Origin of the sequence: Mycolicibacterium fluoranthenivorans (genome assembly GCF_011758805.1) — a bacterium.
GTDB classification, from domain to species: Bacteria; Actinomycetota; Actinomycetes; order Mycobacteriales; family Mycobacteriaceae; genus Mycobacterium; species Mycobacterium fluoranthenivorans.
In genome coordinates this window covers 873138-893334 of record NZ_JAANOW010000002.1, presented here as the reverse complement: position 1 = coordinate 893334, position 20197 = coordinate 873138, and the positions used below count along the sequence as shown (strand labels likewise).

Below are 20197 nucleotides of genomic sequence, written 5' to 3'. Positions count from 1 at the left end.
CGCCGTACGCTCGAAGTGTCCCCCCTCACGAAGTCGAGTCCGATGAGAAAGACCCTCCGGCGCACCGCCGCGCCGGGCCGGTTCGCCGACCGCCGGGATGCCGGCCGCGTCCTGGCCGGCTATCTGTCGGCCTACCGCGGCCGGACCGGTCTCCTGGTCCTCGGCCTGGCCCGAGGTGGGGTGCCGGTCGGGTGGGAAGTCGCCGCCCACCTGAACGCCCCGTTCGACGCGTTCCTGGTGCGCAAACTCGGTGTGCCGGACTGGACCGAGCTGGCCATGGGCGCCCTCGCGAGCGACGGCGGGTTGGTGCTCAACCGAGATCTGATGAACAAGCTGAGGGTCACCGAGGAACAACTCCAGGAGACGATCCGGGCCGAGACCGCCGAGCTGCACCGGCGGGAGTGGGCATATCGCGGCACCCGGCCGCCACCGGCTGTCGAGGGCCGCACGGTGATCCTGGTCGACGACGGATTGGCCACCGGGGCGAGCATGTTCGCCGCGGTGCGCGCCGTGCGGGCCCGCGGCCCCGCCGAGGTGGTGGTGGCGGTCCCGGTCGGCTCCGATTCGACGTGCCGGGCGTTGCGCGCCGAAGCCGATGCGGTGATCTGCGCGTGCTCGCCGCCGGACTTCAGCGCTGTCGGGCAGGTGTACGACGACTTCCGTCAGACCAGCGACGACGAGGTCCGCCGACTACTGGCGGCCAGGCCTTAGCCCTTGTGCTCGGCCTCGGCCTCGGCGTCCGCGTCGGTTTCGGTCGCCGGCTGCTCGGTCGGCACGTCCTCGGGCGCCTCGTCGGCGGTATCCGCCGCGACGGCCTCTTCGTCGGGGTAGTCCTGGACCGCCTCGGGCTCCGGCTCTTCAGCCGCGGTGTCCTCGTCGGCATTCTGCCGGGACCGGTCACGCAGCGCGTCGACGATGAGCAGCACCACGCCGATGACGCTGGCGCCGATGCACACCCAGGCGATGACCTCGTTGCTGGTGACCACCGCGGCCACCAGCGAAGCCAGGCCGACAACGGCGAGGACGAGCGCAATGATCAGCATTGATCGACGTTAACCGACGAGGGGCCGGTCAGTTGTTTCCGCGGTTGAACTGGTTGAAGCCGCCCGAATCGTTGGTCGCACCGGAGTCCACGGGGGCCGCCGAACCGCGCTGCCCGAGCTCTTCGAGCTGCGATTCGAGGTAGGTCTTCAGGCGGGTGCGGTACTCGCGCTCGAAGGTGCGCAGCTGCTCGAGTCGTCCTTCGAGAACCGTGCGCTGCTGGTTGATGGTGCCCATGATCTCGGAATGCTTGCGCTCGGCGTCGGCCTGAAGTGCGTCGGCCTTCTCCTGCGCCTGACGCAGCTGCGTCTCCGACCGGGTCTGCGCGTCGGACAGCAGCGCGTCGGCGCGCTGGCGGGCATCGGCGAGCGTGGTCTCCGCGGTGTGCCGAGCCTCGCTGACCAGGGCATCGGCCTGGGCGCGGGCATCGGAGAGCAGCTTCTCGGACTCCGCCTTGGCGGATCCGGTGAGCCGGTCGGCGGTGTCCTGAGCCAGGCTGAGCACCTTGGCGGCCCGGACGTGGTGGTCCTCGGATACCGGTGCTGCCGGCTGGGCCACGGGCGCCGGGGCCTCGTATACCGGCTGCGCCACGGGCTCCGGCTCAGGCTCAGGCTGGTAGGCCGGGATCGTCTGAGTGGGCTGTGCACCACCGGAACACGCTCCGGCCAACTCCTGATCGAGTTCGGAGACCCGCTGGCGGAGGTCGGCGTTCTCCTCGATCAACCTGGTGAGTTCGTTCTCCACCAGGTCGAGGAAGGCATCGACCTCATCCTCGTTGTAGCCGCGTTTACCGATGGGCGGCTTACTGAAAGCGACGTTGTGAACGTCGGCTGGTGTGAGCGGCATCGCCTGCCCCCTTGAAGTCTGGACCGTAAACCGGTTTCAAAGTGTAGAGCGTCGGTACGAGTAACTGGCGTCCATCCTGTCACAGCAGACCCGGCGGTTGCAGAGGAGGCTCATAATTAAGAGCGAATTTCAATCTTCGGCGCTGGTCGGAAGCTGATCCAGCGCCGGAGCCGGCGTGGCCGGACGACGGTCAGCCGGCCGAGCCCGCGGCCGCCCCGAAGGCCAGTTGCATACCGATGAACGCGACCAGAAGCAGCACCATGATCGACAGGTCGAAGCGCACCGCGCCGATGGTCAACTGCGGGATCAGACGCCGCAGCAGCTTCACCGGAGGGTCGGTGACAGACAGGATCAACTCGAGGATCACCACCGTCACACCCTTGGGGTGCCAGTCTCGACTGAACGACCGGATGAACTCCACGACCACTCGCGCGATCAACAGGAGCCAGAACACGAACAGCGCGAAACCCAGGATTTCGAAGAACAGCGCCAACGGAAGCCGACCTCACTACGGCGGAAAAACGTGATTGCAAACCGGTGGGACCAGCCAGTCCCTCGGGATTCAGCCTACTCGGCATCTCCGGTGCGCCCCCTGCCAGGAACTACCGACAGGGGGGCCGACCGGCTACTGGTAGGAGTAGAAACCCGCTTCGGCGATCCGGCGGCGTTCTTCGGCGCTGACATCGACATCCGCCGGGGAGAGCAGGAAGACCTTGGTGGCCACCTTGTCGAAGGACCCGCGCAGCGCGAAGGCCAGGCCGGCGGCAAAGTCGACGAGTCGCTTGGCGTCGGCGTTGTCCATCGACACCAGGTCCATGATGACCGGCGTACCGTCGCGGAACCGCTCACCGATGGTGCGGGCTTCGCTGTAGTCCTTGGGGCGCAGCGTGGTGATCTTGGCCAGCGGGCTGCCGGCCTCGAACAGTTCGGCCATCCGGCGGGGTTCCATGGCCAGCGCGCCCCGGGTGGGGGCGGCGGGAAAACGCGGGGCGGGACGGTCGAACTCGCGCGGGGCCCGCAGGCGGCCTTCGAATCGCGGTGAGTCGTATCCGCTGCGGTATGCGCCCGGGGCCATCTCCATCTCGCGCTCGTACTCGCGGGGGCCGCGGTCCTCGAAGCCCCGGCTATCGCGGGCGTCGCGCACTCCGTAGCCCTCGTCCTCGAAACGATCCTCCGCGCCGCGGCGCGGGTACGACCGTGACGGGCGGTCGTCGTCGTAGTAGTCGTCCTCGTACTCGTCCAGCGGCGCCATACCGAAGTAGGCCTTGACCTTGTGCAGTGTGCTCATCGCCTGCCCCTTCTGCTGCTGATAACTATGTGGTTTGTGATGAAGATGTGACTGGAGTGACTACTCAGGGTGACGTTAGCGGGCGTTGACCCATCAACGCGGTACCGACACGCACACACGTGGATCCGTGTCGCACAGCTACTTCGAGATCGCCGGACATCCCGGCCGAAAGTCCCAGCCGGTGGGTGAAACCCCGCTGCACCCGGTCCCGTTCGGCGGCCAGCTGGGCGAAAGCCTCGTCGGTGTCCCAGCCGAGCGGCGGAATCCCCATCAGGCCAACGAATTCCAGGGCGTCGATGGCATGGGCGGCCGCGCACAGCTCGAGAATCAGATCCGGCCGGCTGACCGGCACCCCGCCGCGGGCGGGATCGCCGTCCAGACTCACCTGGAGGTAGATCCGCAACGGCTCGGTACGCCGGCCCGCGGCAATCTCCTCCTCGGCGGCCCCACCGAGCGCGGAGATCAGCCGGGCGCTGTCCACCGAGTGCGCGGCGTACGCCCACCGGGCCACCGCCCGCGCCTTGTTGCGCTGGATGCTGCCGACCATGTGCCAGCGCACCGCACCGGGCGGCTCGCCGGGAAACGCCGCGGCGACGGTGGCCGCCTTCTCGGAGGCCTCCTGCTCACGCGATTCACCGAACTCGGTGCAGCCCAGGCGGCGCAGGATGATCACATCGGAAGCGGGAAAGAACTTGGTGATCGGCAGCAGGTCGATATCGCGGACATCGCGGCCGGCCGCCTCGGCGGCGGCGGCCAGCCGAGCCCGGACCGCGGCCAGCGACGTGGCCAACTCCGCGTCCCGGTGCGTTGCTCCCGTCATTTCGTGAGCACCGTCATTCCATCCACACCAACGACGCCAGGCGTCCGGTGGGCGCATCGCGCCGATGACTGAACAGCGCACGGTCCTCGACGGTGCAGCGCGGGTCGATATCGATGGTGGTGATCCCCAATGTCGTCAATTGGCGGGCGATTCCGGCCCGGATGTCCAGCCCGGGGGTGCCCTTCTCGGTGGTGGTGCGACTGCCGGGCAGCGCGGCTTCGACCTCGTCGGCCATGATCGCGGGCACTTCGTAGTGGCGGCCACTGACGGCGGGGCCGAGCAGCACCGAGATGTCGTCTGGGGAAGCGCCCAGCGCCACCATCTTTTCGACGGTACGCGCCACGATGCCCAGCTGCGCCCCGACCCGGCCGGCATGCGCGGCGCCGATCACCCCGGCCCGCGCGTCGGCCAACAGCACCGGAACGCAGTCGGCCGACAGCACCGCGAGCGCCAGCCGCGGCGTCGTGGTCACCAGCGCGTCGGTGTCGTCGACGGTGGCACCCGGGTCACCGTCGACCACCACGACACGGTCGGAGTGCACCTGATTCATCCAGACCACGCCGTCGGCACCGATGGTGTCGGCCAGGCGTTTCCGGTTGGCCGCCACAGCGGCCGGGGCATCGCCGACGTGATCGCCGAGATTGAAGGTGTCATAGGGCGGCCGCGAGACGCCGCCCCGGCGGGTGGTCGTCACGCGCCGAACCCGGACGGGCACGGCGTCTAGTGGCGCATGAAGGGCGGCACGTCGACATCGTCGTCGGAGATGCCGCCGTCATCAGGTCCGCCGATGCGCACCGTGGCCCCGTTGGTGTGCCCGGCCGGGACGCTGACCGCGTCGGCCGGTTCGAACACCGTGGAGCGCACGTTGCCCGAGGCCGCGGGCGCGATGGTCTGGGCACCCCCGGTGACGGGTTTGCGGCTCGGGGTGACGCTGTCGAAGCCGGCCGCGATGACGGTGACCCGGACCTCGTCGCCCAGCGAATCGTCGATGACGGTGCCGAAGATGATGTTGGCGTCCGCGTGCGCGGCCTCCTGCACCAGCGAGGCGGCCTCGTTGATCTCGAACAGGCCGAGGTCACTGCCACCGGCCACCGAGAGCAGCACGCCCTGAGCACCTTCCATCGACGCTTCCAGCAGCGGCGAGTTGATGGCGATCTCGGCGGCCTTGAGTGCGCGACCGTCCCCGCGCGCGGAGCCGATGCCCATCAGCGCGGTGCCCGCGCCGCTCATCACACCCTTCACGTCGGCGAAGTCGACGTTGATCAGACCCGGCGTGGTGATCAGGTCGGTGATGCCCTGCACGCCGTTGAGCAGCACCTCGTCGGCGCTGCGGAACGCGTCCATCAGCGAGACGGCGGCATCGCCCATCTGCAGTAGCCGGTCGTTCGGGATGACGATCAGGGTGTCGCAGCTCTCGCGCAGCGACTGGATGCCGTTCTCGGCCTGGTTGGACCGGCGCTTGCCCTCGAAGGAGAACGGGCGGGTGACCACGCCGACGGTCAGTGCACCGAGCTTGCGCGCGATGGACGCCACCACCGGCGCACCACCGGTGCCGGTGCCACCGCCTTCACCTGCGGTGACGAACACCATATCGGCGCCGCGCAGCAGTTCTTCGATATCGTCCTTGGCGTCCTCGGCGGCCTTGCGGCCCACCTCGGGGTCGGCGCCTGCGCCCAGACCGCGGGTGGAGTCCCGACCGACGTCGAGCTTGACGTCGGCATCACTCATCAACAGCGCTTGCGCGTCGGTGTTGATGGCGATGAACTCCACGCCCTTGAGACCGTGTTCGATCATCCGGTTGACGGCATTCACGCCGCCGCCGCCGATGCCGACCACCTTGATGACCGCGAGGTAGTTGTGCGGGGGGGTCATGGGTGCCTTCCTCCCAGAATGTTCGAGTCCATTGCGAAACCTTCAACGAAACCCTCAACCTCAACCATAGGTTTAAAGTTATGTCAAGTAGTTCCGCGCAAACAGAACGGTAGGGCCGCCCGCCCGCGACGCCGGGCAGGCGCGCCGAAGCAACGCGACAAAATTCGATCTGTGAATCGGTACGGAGCCAGGACTATTCGCAGGACTATTTGACCGTCGGCAGGTCCGGGCTCGACACGTCATAGGTACGGCCCGGCTGGGTCAGCAGCGCCGCGAGTTTGGCCGCCTTCTCCTCGGTGCGATCGTTGGTGCCCCACACCACCACCCGGCCGTCGACGAGGGTCAGCGTGATCGCCGCGACCGACGGCGCCGCGATCCGGCTGACCTGCCCGGCCACCTCCGGCGGCAGCGAGGTGAGCACCCGCAGCGCCGCCTTGGTGGCGGGGTCCTTGGGACCGGGGGTATCCGCGTCCAGGTACGGCAGCCCCGGCGGCGGTGGCCCGGTGACGAAATCGACACCGTCCTTGTCGTAGAGGTGGGGGCCGTCCGGAAAGTCCTTCACCACCAGCGGTATCCGCTCCACCACGGTGATGCGCAGGGTGGAGGGGTACTCGCGCTGCACCCGCGCGCTGGCCACCCGGCGCAGCGTGGCCACCCGCTCGGCCACCGAATCGGTGTCGACCTGCAGCAGCGGCGTGCCCGTCGGGACAGCCGCAGCAACGGCGACATCCTGCTCGGTGAGCACGCTCAACCCGGTGATGACGGTCTCGCGCACCGACATCACCGGTGTGAAGTACAGCACCAGGCCCAGCGCCACGGCCACCACCGACGCCAGCGCCGACCACATCAGCAGTTTCAGACCGCGGATGACCCGGCGTGCCGGCACGGCCTGCTGCGGCTCCGGCCGGCCGGACACCTTGCGTTTGGCCGCCCGGCGCGCCTCCTCGATCGCCGTGGCGCGCGCCTGCGCGGCGCGGCGCTCCTCGCGTTCACGTCGCGCACGCCGGCGCGGACCCTCGAAATCCTCTGCCGCCTCGGCGGTTTCGGGCTCCCCCGGAGACGCGGCGGACTCGGCGGCCTCGACCTCAGGCTCGACCGCGGGCTCCACCGGCTCGACGGGTTCCGGTCCGGGTTCGGTCATCACCGCACCGGCCGACGCGCCAGCGCGTCGAGGATCTCGCGGCCCAGCAGGGTGACGTCACCGGCACCCATGGTCACCACCACGTCCCCCGGTCTGGCGACCGCAGCCACCCGCTCGGCCACCGCCGAGAAATCCGGCACGTAGTGCACCGCAGAGGTGACGTGCTCGACGATGCTGCGCCCGCTCACCCCCGGGATCGGCTGTTCGCGTGCGGCGTACACATCGAGCACGAACACCTCGTCGGCGGCGCTGAGCGCCGTGCCGAACTCGCGCGCGAAAGTCTCGGTCCGCGAATACAGATGGGGCTGGAACACCACGATGGCCCGGCCCTTGGACTCCGCCGCCAACGTACACACCGCCGACAGCGCGGCCGTCACCTTCGTCGGGTGATGGGCATAGTCGTCGAAGACCCGGACCTCGGCCGCGGTGCCCACCAACTCGAAGCGCCGGCGGACGCCCTCGAAACCGGCCAGCGCCTCGAGCACGACATCCGGGTCCGCGCCCGCCTGGACCGCCGCCAACAACGCGGCGAGCGCATTGAGTGCCATATGCCTGCCGGGTACCGACAACCGCATGGTGCGCGGGCTCGTCTCCCCCGCCAGTTGCACCGTGGCGATCGCGTTGGTGCCCCGCTGCTCCCATTCCACCAGCGCACCCGCCAGGTCGGGATGCCCGGCACTGCCGTAGCGCAACACCCGGATCCCGAGTGCCGCAGTGCGTTCGGCCAGCGCCGCTGCCCCCGGGTCGTCGACGCAGACCACCAGGGCACCGCCCGGCGTCAGACGCTCCATGAACGCGTCGAACACAGCGACATAGGCCTGCTCACTACCGAAGAAATCCAGATGGTCGGCCTCGACGTTGGTCACCACCGCGATATCGGGCCGGTATTGCACCAACGATCCATCGCTCTCGTCGGCCTCGGCCACGAAGAAGGGACCGCTGCCGTGATGCGCGTTGGTACCGGCCGCGCCGAGGTCACCACCCACGGCGAACGACGGGTCCAAGCCGCTGTGCTGCAACGCGACGATCAGCATGGACGTGGTCGTGGTCTTGCCGGCCGTCCCCGTCACCATGAGCGTCGTGTCACCGGCCATCAACTTGGCCAGCACCACCGGACGCAGGATCACCGGGATACCGCGGCGGCGGGCTTCGACGAGCTCGGGATTGGTCTTGGGGATCGCCGCATGGGTGGTGACCACCGCGGTGGGTCCACCCTCGAAGATGTCCAGCGCCGCGGCGTCGTGGCCGATCCGGATATCCGCACCCCGGGCCCGTAACGCCGCCACACCGCGGGACTCCTTGGCATCGGAGCCCGACACCAGCCCACCGCGGTCCAGCAGGATTCGTGCGATACCCGACATGCCGGCGCCGCCGATGCCCACCATGTGCACCCGCGCCAGTTCGGGCGGCAATCCCTTCACCGCTTCGACTTCCGGTGCGCGCGGCCCTGCCGGGCCACCTCCAGTGCCACCTCGGCCACGGCGCGGGCGGCGTCGCGGTGCCCGGCCAACGCGGCCGCGGCCGTCATCCGGCGCAGGCTCTCGGCATCGGTGAGCAGCGGCAGCACCCGCTCGGCGATGAAGCCGCCGGACAGTTCGGCGTCGTCGACGAGCAGACCGCCGCCGGCCGACACCACCGGCAGCGCGTTGAGCCGTTGTTCCCCGTTGCCGATCGGCAACGGGACGTAGACGGCGGGTAGCCCGACCGCGGTGACCTCGGCCACCGTCATCGCACCGGACCGGCAGATGGCCAGGTCGGCGGCGGCGTAGGCGAGGTCCATCCGGTCCAGATACGGCACCGCGACGTACTTTCCGGCCCCGGTCAGTTCGGGAAGATCCAGGGTGTTCTTCGGGCCGTGCGCGTGCAGAACCGAAACCCCTTTACCGACAAGATCTTTGGCCGCCGCTGCGACAGCCCGGTTGATCGATTGGGCACCTTGGGAGCCACCGAACACCAGCAACACGACGGCGTCGTCGTCGAATCCGAAGGCCGCGCGGGCCTGCGCCCGCAGCGCGGTGCGATCCAACGCGGTGATGCTGGCCCGCACGGGCACCCCGACCACCTCGACGTCATGCAGACCGGGATCGGGTACCGCGGCGAGCACTCGCCGGGCCGATCGGGCGCCGACCCGATTGGCCAATCCGGCGCGGGCGTTGGCCTCGTGGATCACCACCGGAACCCGGTGTCTGCGCAATCCGGGCCGTGCGGCCAGATACGCCGGCAATGCCACGTACCCGCCGAAGCCGATGACCACATCGGCGGCCGTCTCGTCGAAGATCGCGCGGGTCTCCCGGATCGCGTTGCGCACCCGCCACGGCAGCCGCAACAGGTCACCCGACGGTTTACGGGGCAGCGGCACCGGAGTGATGAGCCGCAGGTCGTAACCGCGCTCGGGTACCAGCCGGGTCTCCAGCCCACGGGCGGTACCCAGTGCGGTGATACGCACCTCGGGGTCCAGCTCGGTCAGGGCATCGGCCACGGCCATCGCGGGTTCCACATGTCCCGCCGTCCCGCCACCGGCGAGAACGACCGATATCCCCGTACTGCTCACCCGTAACGCTGACCTTCCAATGCGCGGGCCCGCCGGCCCTGCTGACGCGGTTCGCCGGTCGCTCCGCGGCCGGCCCGGGCCGGCTGGCCGGAGCGCTGGCCGCCTCCATGATGCCCTGCGCGCCGTCCCGACCGATCAGCCGGATGGTCGGTTTTGCGGCCGGCGCCGGTCTTGGCTTTGGCGGGCGCTTTGACGGGAGCTTTCGCGATGGCCTTCTGCGGCTTGCGGCCGGACTTGTCACCCTTGGCTCGCATCCGGTCCCGCGCCATGTCGATCCGCGGCGGCACGTACGGCTCGGGCAGCGGCAGTCGCAGCAGGCGATTCACCCGATCGTCGCGGCCGGCCCGCAGCGCGGCCACCGCCTCCGGTTCGTGCCGCGCCGCGTTGGTGATCACTCCGAGAATGAAAAGCGTTGTGGCCGTCGAGGTTCCACCGGCCGAAATGAGTGGTAACTGCAGACCGGTGACGGGCAGCAGGCCGATGACATAGCCCACATTGATGAACGCCTGGCCCAGCACCCACAGCGTCACCGTGGCGGTGAGCAGCCGCAGGAACGGGTCCGCCGAGCGGCGCGCGATGCGCATCCCGGTGTAGGCGAACAAGCCGAACAGGCACAGCAGGCCCGCCGCGCCGATGTAGCCCAGTTCCTCACCGATGATGGCGAAGATGAAGTCGTTGTGCGCGTTGGGCAGATAGTTCCACTTGGCCGTGCCCTGGCCCAGGCCGTCGCCGAACACCCCGCCGTTGGCCAGCGCGTACCGGGCCTGGCGGGACTGATAGCCCGAACCCATGGCGTCCGCGCCGGGATTGAGCCAGGACTGCACCCGGTCGGACCGGTAACCGCGGGACATCGCCAAGACCGCCGCGGCGACCACCGCCGCGCCCAGCGAGCTCACGAACACCCGCAGCGGCAAGCCGGCGAACCAGAGCAGGCCGAGCAGGATGATGGCCAGCGAGACGGTCTGGCCGAGGTCGGGCTGCAGCACGATCAGGGTGGCGGCCAGCAGCGCCGCCGGCACCAGCGGGACCAGCATCTCGCGCAGCGAGGCCTGTTCCATGCGGCGCGCGGCCAGCAGGTGCGCCCCCCAGATGGCGAAGGCGATCTTGCACAACTCCGACGGCTGCATCGACAATCCGGCGACGACGAACCAGCCGCGCGAGCCGTTGGAATACGTGCCGATACCGGGGACGAGCACGAGTGCGATCAGCACGACCGTCACGGCGAAGGCGGGCAGGGCGAGCCGGCGCATGAGCGAGATCCGGGTGCGCAGCGCGATGTAGAACGCCACCAGGCCGACGCACGTCCACAGCACCTGCTTGCCGAAGATGGTCCACGGCGAACCACCCTCGTCATAGGAGTGCACACCCGAGGCGGACAGCACCATGATCAGTCCGAGCGTGATGAGCAGCCCGGTGACGGCGATGATCAGATGAAACGACGTCATCGGCCGGCTCAGCCAGACGCCGAACCTGGTGCGGGGCTCGCCTTTCGGCTGCACCGCTTTGACCGTCTCGACCGGCTCCTGCTTCGCGCTGTCGTCGGCGTTGCTGGAACGTCGCAGCCTGGAGCGCAACGCGGTCAGCAAGCCGTCCTCCGGCGATTCACAAGAGTCACAGGTGTAACACCCGCCTCACTAGTCCCTTGCACCCGAGAATCCTCCCCCGGTCCCCGGCCGAGCGCCGGGACATCCGAGGCGTGTCGCGATAACGATCAGGCAGCTAACAGCTACGCGCCGACGCGCCTACGCGCCGACGGCTGAGAGCCATTCGCCGTAGAACAGCGCCACACCCAGCCCGCACGCAATGGCGGTCAGTAGCCAGAACCGGATGATCACCGTGGTTTCCGCCCAGCCCACCAACTCGAAATGGTGATGGAACGGTGCCATCCGGAACACCCGGCGGCCCGTCGTGCGGAAGGCCAGGATCTGCACCACCACCGAGGTCACCTCGGCGACGAAGAGCGCCCCCAGCACCACCGCCAGCATCTCGGTGCGACTGGTCACCGACAGCCCGGCGATGATGCCGCCCAGCGCCAGCGAACCGGTATCCCCCATGAAGATCTTCGCCGGGGCGGCATTCCACCACAGGAACCCCACACAGGCACCCGCGGTGGCCGCGGCGACCAGCGCCAGATCCAGCGGGTCGCGCACGTTGTAGCAGCCCAACCCGGGGCTGCTCGCGCAGGCGTTGCGGTACTGCCAGAAGGTGATCAGCACGTACGCCGCACTGACCATCGCCATGGCACCGGCCGCCAGCCCGTCCAGCCCGTCGGTGAAGTTCACCGCATTCGACCAGGCGCTGACGACCACCACCACGAACACCACGAACACCAGCGGCGCCAACGTCACGGTGGCGATCTCACGCACGTAGGACAACCCGGCGCTGCCCGGGGTCAACCCGTCACCATTGCGGAACTGCAGCACCAGCGCACCGAACAGGATGGCGGCGCCCAACTGGCCCACGGTCTTCGCGGTCTTGTTCAGCCCGAGATTGCGCGAGCGCCGGATCTTGATCATGTCGTCGACGAAACCCACCACACCAAGCGCGGTGGCCAGCCCCAGCACCAACAGACCCGATGCGGACGGGCCCTCGCCGTCGAACGCCAGCCCGACCAGATGGGTGCCCAGATACCCGGCCCAGATGCCGGCGACGATGGCCACCCCGCCCATCGACGGCGTCCCGCGCTTCTTCTGGTGACTGGCCGGGCCGTCCTCGCGGATCTCATGGCCGAAGCCCCGCCGGGTGAACAGCCGGATCAGTGCCGGGGTCAGCACGATCGACACCGCCAGCGCGATGGCGACGGCGACCAGGATCTGCTTCATGCGTCGGACTCGATCCCACCGGACGCCACCGCGTCGGCGAGCACACCGAGCCCGGCCGAGTTGGACGCCTTCACCAGCACCACGTCGCCCGGGGCCAGTTCGGCGCACAGCAACGCCAGTGCGGTGTCGGCGTCGGGGACGAGCACGGACTCACTGCCCCACGACCCCTCCATCACCGCCCCCTGGTGCATTGCGCTCATCGCTCTCCCGGCTCCGACAACAATCAGTCGAGACACATCTAAGCGCACCACCAGGCGCCCGATGCGATCGTGTTCGGTTATCGCGTCCTCGCCCAGCTCGGCCATCTCGCCCAGCACCGCCCAGCTCCGCCTGCGTTCACCACCGGAACGCGCCATCCAGGCCAGCGCCTTGAGCCCGGCCGCCATCGAATCGGGATTGGCGTTGTAGGCGTCGTTGATCACGGTGACCCCGTCGGCGCGGGTACTCACCTGCATCCGGCGCGCCGAGACCGGCGCGGCCGCCGCCAGTGCCTCCGCGACCTGGGGCAGGCTCGCGCCGCACTCGAGTGCCACCGCGGCCGCGGACAGCGCGTTGGAGACCTGGTGCTCGCCGTGCACCGCCAGCGCGACGTCCGCCTCATCGCCGCCCGCGTGCAGGGTGAACCGCGGCCGGGCCAGGTCGTCGAGCGTGACCGGACCGGCCCAGATATCGCCGCCGGACGTCCGCGACACCCGGACCACCCGCGCGGCGGTCTTGTCCGCCATGGCGGACACCGCCGGGTCGTCGGCGTTGAGGATCACCACTCCGGATGACGGGACCGCTTGTGGCAGTTCAGACTTCGTCGCCGCGATGATCTCGCGTGAGCCGAACTCGCCCAGGTGTGCCGTGCCCACGTTGAGCACCACCCCGATCGACGGGGGCGCGATCGCCGCGAGCGCCGCGATATTGCCCGGATGGCGGGCGGACATCTCCAGGATGAGGAAGTCGGTGTCGGTGGTGGCGCGCAGCACCGTCCACGGATGCCCGAGCTCGTTGTTGAACGAACCCGGCGGGGCGATCACCTCGCCCAGCGGTGCCAGCACGGCGGCGAGCAGATCCTTCGTCGACGTCTTGCCCGACGATCCGGTCACCCCGATGATCCGCAGGCCGTCGGCCGTCAGTTCGGCGGCGACCGCCTGCGCGAGCCGTGCCAGCGCGGCCAGCACCGCTGCGCCCGAACCGTCGGTGTCGTATTCCAGTGCACCCGAGGCCGGGTCCGCGGCGTCGGTGGCCCCCAGGGGCGGCACCACGATGGCGGGCACCCCGACGGGCCGGGCCGCCAGCACCGCGACCGCACCGGCCGAGACCGCGGTCTCGGCGAAATCGTGTCCGTCCGTCTTGGCGCCGGGTAACGCCAGGAACAGGCCGCCGGGCGTGATCTTGCGGGAGTCGAACTCCACGGTGCCGGTGACGACGGTGGCCTCGGCGTCGGCCCGCGTGATATCGGCCAACTCGCCGCCGACGATATCCGCGATCTGCGCGACGGTCAGGGTGATCATGCGCGTGACCTCAACATCTCCAGCGCGGCCGCCAACTCCTCGCGGTCGTCGAAAGGCCGGGTGTGGCCCTTGGCGGTCTGCCCGGACTCATGGCCCTTGCCCGCGATCAGCACGGTGTCCCCCGGACCTGCCCAGGCCACCGCATGATCGATGGCCGCCCGCCGGTCCCCGATCTCGACGACCTCGGCCCGCAGGCCGGCCGCGCCGGCCAGGATGGCGGCCCGCACCGTCGCGGGGTCCTCATCGCGCGGATTGTCGTCGGTGACGACCACCAGGTCGGCCAGCTCGGCGGCCACCCGGCCCATCGGTGCGCGCTTGCCCGCGTCCCGGTTGCCGCCCGCACCGAACACCACCGCCAGCCGGCCGGTTCCGCGCAGGGTCTGTAGCACCGCCTCCAGCGCACCCGGCTTGTGCGCGTAGTCCACCAGGGCCAGAAAGTCCTGGCCACGGTCGATGGCCTGCAGTCGGCCCGGCACCGCGGCCTCGCGCAGCCCGGGGGCACTCTGCTCCGGCGAGACGCCGACGATATCGAGCAGGGCGAGCGCCAGCAGCGCGTTCGCCACGTTGTAACGGCCTGGCAGACCGATGCGCAACCGGTGATGCACCCCGGCCGGATCGACGGCGACGAACTCCTGAGCGCCCCGCCCGACGGCCTGCACCTCGTCGATGCGCCAGTCGGCGTCGGAGCTGGTCGTGCTCACCCGCACCGGATCCACCGACCGCGCGGCGATCTGGCGGCCCCACTCGTCGTCGACGCAGACCACCGCGTGTGCGGCGTGGGTGGGTGAATCCGGTTCGAACAACTTCGCCTTGGCGTCCAGGTAATCGGCCATCGTCGGGTGGAAATCCAGGTGATCGCGCGACAGGTTGGTGAAACCGCCCGCCTCGAAGGCCAGGCCGTCCACCCGCCCCTGCGCCAGCGCGTGACTGGACACCTCCATCACCACGGTGTCCACCCCCTGCTCGACCATCACGGCGAACAGGGCCTGCAGATCCGGCGCCTCCGGCGTGGTGAGCGAGCTCGGCTGATCGCGACCGTCGATCCGGACTCCGACGGTGCCGATCAGGCCGGCCACTCGCCCGGCCGCCCGCAGCCCCGCCTCCACTAGAAACGTGGTGGTGGTCTTACCGGACGTCCCGGTGACGCCGATGACGCGGAGTCGGCGGGACGGGTCGCCGTAGACGGCGGCCGCGAGCTCACCGAGCACAGACCGGGGCGCGGGATGGACCAGCACCTCGACGTCGTGACCCGGTGGCAGCAGCGCCAAGCCCGCCGGATCGGTGAAGACCGCCACGGCGCCGGCGGCGATCGCGTCGGCGGCGAAACGGGCGCCGTGCACCGCCGAGCCCGGCAGCGCGGCGAACAGATCACCGGGAACGACGTCCTGGCTACGCAGCGTGACACCGGTGACACGGGTGTCTTGAGCGTTCGCGGCGGGCACGCGGCCGGCTCCGATACGCGCGGCCAACGGGCGTGAGAATTCGCCGGCGGGATGCGAGGGACGCAGTTTCATGGCCCTGCCACAGTACCGGTCAGGTCATGGCCCACCGTACGTGTGGATCTGGCTCAGTCGGCCTGCAGGACCAGCGGTGGTCCCGGGTCCGGGGACAGCGGCACGTTCTCCCGCTGCAGCAGCCACGCGGCGATGTGGTGGAACAGCGGCGCCATCGTGTTGCCGGGCAGTCCGTCCGCCGTCCGGTGCGGATTGTCGGCCATGATGCCGACGACGTAGCGCGGATTGTCCGCCGGTGCCATCCCGGCGAAGGTGATCCAGTAGTGGTCGTCGTAGTAGCACCCGCACGCCGGATTGATCTGCTGGGCGGTACCGGTCTTGCCGGCGATCTGGTAGCCCTCCACCGCGGCACCGGAGCCGGTGCCCTGCTGGATCCCGCGCGGATCCTTCTGCACGACGGCGCGCAGCATGTTGCGCACGGTCTGCGCGGTCTGCGGCGAGACCACCCGGATACCGTCGGGCTGCGGCTCGTCGGCGCGACTGCCGTCGGCGGCGATGACGGACTTGATGATCCGCGGCGGAATGCGCACCCCGTCGTTGGCGATCGCCTGATACATCCCGGTCATCTGCAGCAGGGTCATCGAAAGGCCCTGTCCGATAGGCAGGTTCGCGAACGAGCTGCCGGACCATTGGTCGATGGGCGGCACCAGACCGGAGCTCTCGCCGGGCAGCCCGACATTGGTGCGCTGCCCCAGGCCGAACTTGCTCAGCATGTCGTTGAAGCGCTCCGGCCCGATCCGCTGGGCCAGCATCAGGGTGCCGACGTTCGAGGACTTACCGAACACACCTGTCGTCGTGTAGGGCATCACACCGTGGGCCCATGCATCGCGCACGGTGACACCGCCCATCTCGATCGAGCCCGGAACGTGAAGTACCTCATCGGGATTGGTCAGACCCAGCTCGATCGCGGTGGACGCGGTGATGATCTTGTTGACCGATCCGGGTTCGAACGGCGAGGACACCGCGGGGTTGCCCATCTGCCGGTCGCCCTGACGGCCGATGTCCTGGCTGGGGTCGAACGTGTTGTCGTTCGACATCGCGAGCACTTCACCGGTTTTCGCGTCCAGTACCAGCGCCGAGACGTTGTTGGCACCCGAGGCGTCCTTGGCCGCCTGCACCTGCTGCTGCACGTAGTATTGGATGTCGTCGTCCAGCGTCAGCTGCACCGACGAGCCGTTGACGGCGTCGTGCTTGTTACGCATGCTGCCCGGGATCATCACCCCGTCGGAGCCACGGTCGTAGGTCACCGAACCGTCGGTGCCGGACAGCTTGGCGTCGTAGGAGTCCTCCAGGCCGAGCAGACCGTGCCCGTCCCAGTCGATGCCGCCGACGACGTTCGCGGCCAACGATCCGCCCGGGTACTGCCGGATGTCCTGGCGTTCGGTGCCGACCTCGCGGAACTTGGTGGTGATGGCGTCGGCGACGGCGGGGTCCACCGAGCGGGCCAGGTAGACGAAAGAGTCCTTGCCACTGAGCTTCTTGAGCAGGGTGGCCTCGTCCGGCTTGTCGTTCAGCCGGGTCGCGACCTCCTTGGCGATCGCCCGCAGGCGCTGCGCTGGATCCGGTGCATCGGGATCGGCGGCCTTGGCGTCGGCCAGTTGTTTCTGCACCTTGGTGGGCTGGAAGGTCAGCGCGCGGGCCTCGATGGTGAACGCCAGCTTGTCGAAATTGCGGTCGACGATGCTGCCGCGCACGGCCTTCTGCACATCAGTGACCTTCAGCTGGCCGAGCGCTTCGGCGCGCAGGCCCGCCGCATTGGAGATCTGCAGGTTGAACAGCTGGGCGGCGGCGACCACCAGGACCAGGAAGATGACGACATTGCCGACGCGATGCCGGAAGACGAACGACGAACTGCGCGAACTGGTCTCGCCGCCGGGCTTGAAGGGCTGACGGATACGCCGCTCGGTGGCCGCATGCTCCTGGGTGGGAGCTGGACGGGTGGCCGGGGCGCGCCGCTTGGCGGGCTTGGCGGGCTGGGCCGACTTCTTCTTGCGGCCGATCATGCCGGTGCGCCCAATGGCGCGGCCGGGGCCGCCTGTTCGACCCCGCCGGCCGGGCCGGGCTGCGCCGGGATCTGCGGGGCGGCCAGGTGCGGCGCTCCGTCAACCGGCACCGCGGGCGGCACGGCCTCCGGCGCGGCCGGGGCCAGGACTTCGGGTGCGGGCGCGGGCGCGGCGGGCACCACCGGGACGGTGACCGGCGGGACGGCGGCGAGCGGGACGGCCGGCGCGACCGTAGGGGTCTCGGGGAGCCGGACGACGACCTCACGGGGATCCACGACTCGCGGTCCGGGCGGGACCGGGGCCGGGGTCGGCGCGGCCGGCACGGCGGATGCGGCGGGCCGGGCGGGTGCTGCCGTCGCCGGATTGTCGTCGGGCAGCGGGATGTTCAGCGGCGGTGGCGGAACGCCCTCGGCCGGCTTGGGTGTGCCGACCACCATCCAGTTCCCGGTCGGATCCTGCACCAGGTGGGCGGTGTCACGCGACGGGATCATGCCGAGGTTGCGGGCCGCCTCGGCCAGTGCGGGGGCGGCCTGAGCCTCCAGTACATCGCGTTCGAGGCCCTCCTTCTGCTGCAGCAAGGCCTGGTTCAGCTGCCGTGCGTGGCCGAGCTGGTAGGACCGCTCGGCCGCGTCGGTGGACAACCACAACGTCATTCCCAGACCGATGCCCAGTGCGCCGATCACGAGCACCACGAACGGCACCCGCGCCACCATGGCGCGCGGGTTCAACTCGATCGAGGCCAGCCGGGTGATCAGCCGTTCCCGCAGCGGGATCCGGACGACCTTGGGAGCCTTGGCTTTCCGCGCCTTTGCCCGGGCCTTGGCCTGCTTGGCGCTCTTGGCCATGGTCGGCGCGGGGGCGGACCGCGGAATCGGGCTGGTCTGCGGTGCCGACCGCTGCGGCCGGTGCGTGCGCTGTTCGGGTGCCGGTCGGCGGGCGTTTCGCCGCCGGGGCTGCTGCTCCGGCTGCTTCTTGCCGTCCTGCGCCTTCTTCTTGGGGTTGCTGCGCCGGCGCTCATCGGTGCCGCGCACCGGTGCGGTTCGCTTGGCCTTCATGAGTCATCCTTTCCGGCGACCTTTTCGAGCGCGCGCAGGCGCACCGATGCGCTGCGCGGGTTACGTGCGATCTCGTCGGCATCGGCCTGTTCGGCACCGCGGGTCAACGCGACGAACTCGGCTTCGTAGCCCGGGAGTTCGACGGGCAGCCCGGGCGGGGTACGGGACGCGGTCGCGGTGGCGAACAGCCGCTTGACGATCCGGTCCTCCAGCGACTGATAGGCCATCACCGCGATCCGGCCGCCGCCGGTCAGCGCGTCCAGGGCCGCGGGTATGGCGGCACTGAGCGACTCGAGCTCGGCGTTGACGGCGACCCGCAGTGCCTGGAAGGTGCGCTTGGCGGGGTGACCTCCGGTGCGCCGGGTGGCAGCCGGAATCGCCTCGTACAGCAGTTCGACCAGTTCGCCGGTGGTGCGCAGGGGTTCACGATCCCGCCGCCGCACGATGCGACCGGCGATACGGCCGGCGAACTTCTCCTCGCCGTACTCGCGCAGTATCCGGGCCAGCGCCTTCTCGTCGTAGGTGTTGAGAATCTCGGCCGCGGTCAACGGCGCGTCGGGGTCCATCCGCATGTCCAGCGGAGCGTCCTGTGCATAGGAGAACCCGCGCTCGGCGCGATCCAGCTGCATGGACGACACCCCGAGATCGAAGAGCACCGCATCGACCTCGGCTTCATCCCGATCGTCCCAGTACCCGTCGTAGCGGGTCCGGACGAACGTCATCCGGTCGCCGAACGGTGCGAGCCGGGCGGTGGCGATCGCCAGGGCGTTGGGATCCCGATCCAGGCCCACCACCCGCAATCCCGGGAAGTCGGTGAGAAAACGGTGCGAGTGCCCGCCCGCGCCGAGGGTCGCGTCCACCAGCACGGCGCCGGTGCCATCGGCATGCCGGCGGGTCAGTGCGGGCGCGAGCAGTTCGACGCAGCGGTCGATCAGGACCGGAACGTGGCCGTGAGCGGCGCTGTCCTCAGGCGTGCGGTTGTCGGACACCTGGACCCCCCGGCGCTGGAGATGGTGAGCCCGTGGGGCGAGGTCTCTGTCCGAAGTGATGGACCTGGCGTCGGGGAAGTACGCCAGGGCCGGTTCGGGCAGAGGCCACGCTGCACGGGCATCGTGATCAGAGAATGTCGCGAAGAGTGTCATCGCTGGCCGCGGAGAAAGTCTCTTCGTGGGTGTCCTGGTATTCCTGCCACGCTTGCGCGTCCCAGATCTCCAGGAAGCGAATCGAACCGGTCACCACGCACTCCCGGGAGAGATTCGCGTAGCGGCGGTGTTCGGCGGACAGGGTGATCCGGCCCTGCGCGTCGGGGTGTTGTTCGTCGGTTCCGGCTGCCAGGTTGCGGACGTAGGCACGTTCCTGCGGGCTGCCCCGCCGCGCCTTCTCGTCGAGCTCGATGATCATCGATTCGAACGCCGCACGTGGATAGACGGCAAGGCTGCGGTCCTGACTCTTGGTGACCATCAACCCTCCTGCCAGTGCGTCGCGGAACTTGGCGGGCAACGTCAGTCGCCCCTTGTCGTCGAGCTTGGGCGTGTAGGTGCCGAGAAACATCTCGCCACCTCCCAGCACCCCTCCGGAGCCCCGGCCGCTCCGTTGACTGCCACTTTACCCCACTTTCCCCCACTAAGCGCCATTTGCTGCCACGAACTTGATCGCATACCCCACCTCGGCCCACTCTGACACCCACCCGATGCCACCGACCAGCACCCACAGGGGTCACCTGGAAGAAGAAGGCACAGGTCAGC

General features: G+C 69.5%; 19 protein-coding genes. 1 reads left to right on the top strand and 18 read right to left on the bottom strand.

All coding sequences use genetic code 11. From position 1 onward, the window contains the following. Positions 1-42: 42 nt before the first annotated feature. Positions 43-711, top strand: a complete 669-nt coding sequence (locus FHU31_RS22280; protein ID WP_167162523.1) for a phosphoribosyltransferase — start codon at positions 43-45, stop codon at positions 709-711. On the opposite strand, the gene FHU31_RS22275 is transcribed toward FHU31_RS22280, so the two are convergent. The 18 genes from FHU31_RS22275 to FHU31_RS22190 form a co-directional block, all read right to left on the bottom strand. Next, positions 708-1043, bottom strand: coding sequence for a DUF308 domain-containing protein (locus FHU31_RS22275; protein ID WP_208411338.1), 336 nt, complete (start codon positions 1041-1043; stop codon positions 708-710). The genes FHU31_RS22280 and FHU31_RS22275 overlap by 4 nt on opposite strands. Positions 1044-1071: 28 nt before the next feature. After that, positions 1072-1887 (bottom strand): DivIVA-like cell division protein Wag31, encoded by an 816-nt coding sequence (gene wag31 / locus FHU31_RS22270; RefSeq protein WP_167162521.1) that lies wholly within the window; start codon positions 1885-1887, stop codon positions 1072-1074. A gap of 190 nt (positions 1888-2077) precedes the next feature. Continuing rightward, on the bottom strand, positions 2078-2380 hold the full coding sequence (locus tag FHU31_RS22265) for a YggT family protein (RefSeq protein WP_090353839.1): 303 nt from the start codon (positions 2378-2380) through the stop codon (positions 2078-2080). A gap of 132 nt (positions 2381-2512) precedes the next feature. After that, entirely contained in the window at positions 2513-3175 is a 663-nt protein-coding gene (locus FHU31_RS22260) for a cell division protein SepF (RefSeq protein ID WP_167162520.1), read from the bottom strand. 64 nt (positions 3176-3239) lie between these two features. Beyond that, complete coding sequence (locus FHU31_RS22255) at positions 3240-3995, bottom strand: YggS family pyridoxal phosphate-dependent enzyme (protein ID WP_167162518.1); 756 nt, start codon at positions 3993-3995, stop codon at positions 3240-3242. A 13-nt stretch (positions 3996-4008) separates the two neighbouring features. Next, a complete protein-coding gene (gene pgeF, locus FHU31_RS22250) occupies positions 4009-4710 on the bottom strand; it encodes a peptidoglycan editing factor PgeF (protein WP_167162516.1) in 702 nt (233 codons plus the stop codon). 5 nt (positions 4711-4715) lie between these two features. After that, entirely contained in the window at positions 4716-5867 is a 1152-nt protein-coding gene (gene ftsZ, locus FHU31_RS22245) for a cell division protein FtsZ (RefSeq protein ID WP_090353833.1), read from the bottom strand. 205 nt (positions 5868-6072) lie between these two features. Next, positions 6073-7008: a cell division protein FtsQ/DivIB gene (locus FHU31_RS22240; RefSeq protein ID WP_167162514.1), complete on the bottom strand. Its 936-nt coding sequence runs from the start codon at positions 7006-7008 to the stop codon at positions 6073-6075. Next, positions 7008-8393, bottom strand: coding sequence for a UDP-N-acetylmuramate--L-alanine ligase (gene murC, locus FHU31_RS22235; RefSeq protein ID WP_208411304.1), 1386 nt, complete (start codon positions 8391-8393; stop codon positions 7008-7010). The genes FHU31_RS22240 and murC overlap by 1 nt, the downstream gene beginning before the upstream one ends. Before the next feature lie 32 nt (positions 8394-8425). Then, positions 8426-9493 (bottom strand): undecaprenyldiphospho-muramoylpentapeptide beta-N-acetylglucosaminyltransferase, encoded by a 1068-nt coding sequence (gene murG / locus FHU31_RS22230; protein ID WP_234901616.1) that lies wholly within the window; start codon positions 9491-9493, stop codon positions 8426-8428. A 62-nt stretch (positions 9494-9555) separates the two neighbouring features. Continuing rightward, positions 9556-11142, bottom strand: a complete 1587-nt coding sequence (ftsW, locus tag FHU31_RS22225; protein ID WP_234901615.1) for a putative lipid II flippase FtsW — start codon at positions 11140-11142, stop codon at positions 9556-9558. 159 nt (positions 11143-11301) lie between these two features. Beyond that, the gene (gene mraY, locus FHU31_RS22220; protein ID WP_167162510.1) at positions 11302-12381 is read right to left on the bottom strand and encodes a phospho-N-acetylmuramoyl-pentapeptide-transferase; all 1080 of its coding nucleotides are present in this window, start codon (positions 12379-12381) and stop codon (positions 11302-11304) included. Then, positions 12378-13880: a UDP-N-acetylmuramoyl-tripeptide--D-alanyl-D-alanine ligase gene (locus tag FHU31_RS22215; protein ID WP_167162507.1), complete on the bottom strand. Its 1503-nt coding sequence runs from the start codon at positions 13878-13880 to the stop codon at positions 12378-12380. Before FHU31_RS22215 ends, mraY begins: the two co-directional genes overlap by 4 nt. Next, positions 13877-15394, bottom strand: a complete 1518-nt coding sequence (locus tag FHU31_RS22210) for a UDP-N-acetylmuramoyl-L-alanyl-D-glutamate--2,6-diaminopimelate ligase (protein ID WP_167162505.1) — start codon at positions 15392-15394, stop codon at positions 13877-13879. Before FHU31_RS22210 ends, FHU31_RS22215 begins: the two co-directional genes overlap by 4 nt. Before the next feature lie 53 nt (positions 15395-15447). Continuing rightward, a complete protein-coding gene (locus FHU31_RS22205) occupies positions 15448-17397 on the bottom strand; it encodes a peptidoglycan D,D-transpeptidase FtsI family protein (protein ID WP_167162503.1) in 1950 nt (649 codons plus the stop codon). Then, the gene (gene ftsL, locus FHU31_RS22200) at positions 17394-18452 is read right to left on the bottom strand and encodes a cell division protein FtsL (protein WP_167162501.1); all 1059 of its coding nucleotides are present in this window, start codon (positions 18450-18452) and stop codon (positions 17394-17396) included. The genes FHU31_RS22205 and ftsL overlap by 4 nt, the downstream gene beginning before the upstream one ends. Next, positions 18449-19594 (bottom strand): 16S rRNA (cytosine(1402)-N(4))-methyltransferase RsmH, encoded by a 1146-nt coding sequence (gene rsmH / locus FHU31_RS22195; RefSeq protein WP_208411139.1) that lies wholly within the window; start codon positions 19592-19594, stop codon positions 18449-18451. Before rsmH ends, ftsL begins: the two co-directional genes overlap by 4 nt. Next, positions 19569-20003, bottom strand: coding sequence for a division/cell wall cluster transcriptional repressor MraZ (locus FHU31_RS22190; RefSeq protein WP_090354020.1), 435 nt, complete (start codon positions 20001-20003; stop codon positions 19569-19571). Before FHU31_RS22190 ends, rsmH begins: the two co-directional genes overlap by 26 nt. Positions 20004-20197 lie beyond the last annotated feature (194 nt).

Coding starts and splice junctions, on each gene's coding strand:
- FHU31_RS22280 (WP_167162523.1), top strand. CDS start 43: ATGAGAAAGACCCTCCGGCGCACCGCCGCGCCGGGCCGGTTCGCCGAC.
- FHU31_RS22275 (WP_208411338.1), bottom strand. CDS start 1,043: ATGCTGATCATTGCGCTCGTCCTCGCCGTTGTCGGCCTGGCTTCGCTG.
- wag31 (WP_167162521.1), bottom strand. CDS start 1,887: ATGCCGCTCACACCAGCCGACGTTCACAACGTCGCTTTCAGTAAGCCG.
- FHU31_RS22260 (WP_167162520.1), bottom strand. CDS start 3,175: ATGAGCACACTGCACAAGGTCAAGGCCTACTTCGGTATGGCGCCGCTG.
- FHU31_RS22255 (WP_167162518.1), bottom strand. CDS start 3,995: ATGACGGGAGCAACGCACCGGGACGCGGAGTTGGCCACGTCGCTGGCC.
- ftsZ (WP_090353833.1), bottom strand. CDS start 5,867: ATGACCCCCCCGCACAACTACCTCGCGGTCATCAAGGTGGTCGGCATC.
- FHU31_RS22240 (WP_167162514.1), bottom strand. CDS start 7,008: ATGACCGAACCCGGACCGGAACCCGTCGAGCCGGTGGAGCCCGCGGTC.
- murC (WP_208411304.1), bottom strand. CDS start 8,393: ATGGTGGGCATCGGCGGCGCCGGCATGTCGGGTATCGCACGAATCCTG.
- murG (WP_234901616.1), bottom strand. CDS start 9,493: ATGGCCGTGGCCGATGCCCTGACCGAGCTGGACCCCGAGGTGCGTATC.
- mraY (WP_167162510.1), bottom strand. CDS start 12,381: ATGAAGCAGATCCTGGTCGCCGTCGCCATCGCGCTGGCGGTGTCGATC.
- FHU31_RS22215 (WP_167162507.1), bottom strand. CDS start 13,880: ATGATCACCCTGACCGTCGCGCAGATCGCGGATATCGTCGGCGGCGAG.
- FHU31_RS22210 (WP_167162505.1), bottom strand. CDS start 15,394: ATGAAACTGCGTCCCTCGCATCCCGCCGGCGAATTCTCACGCCCGTTG.
- FHU31_RS22205 (WP_167162503.1), bottom strand. CDS start 17,397: ATGATCGGCCGCAAGAAGAAGTCGGCCCAGCCCGCCAAGCCCGCCAAG.
- ftsL (WP_167162501.1), bottom strand. CDS start 18,452: ATGAAGGCCAAGCGAACCGCACCGGTGCGCGGCACCGATGAGCGCCGG.
- rsmH (WP_208411139.1), bottom strand. CDS start 19,594: ATGACACTCTTCGCGACATTCTCTGATCACGATGCCCGTGCAGCGTGG.
- FHU31_RS22190 (WP_090354020.1), bottom strand. CDS start 20,003: ATGTTTCTCGGCACCTACACGCCCAAGCTCGACGACAAGGGGCGACTG.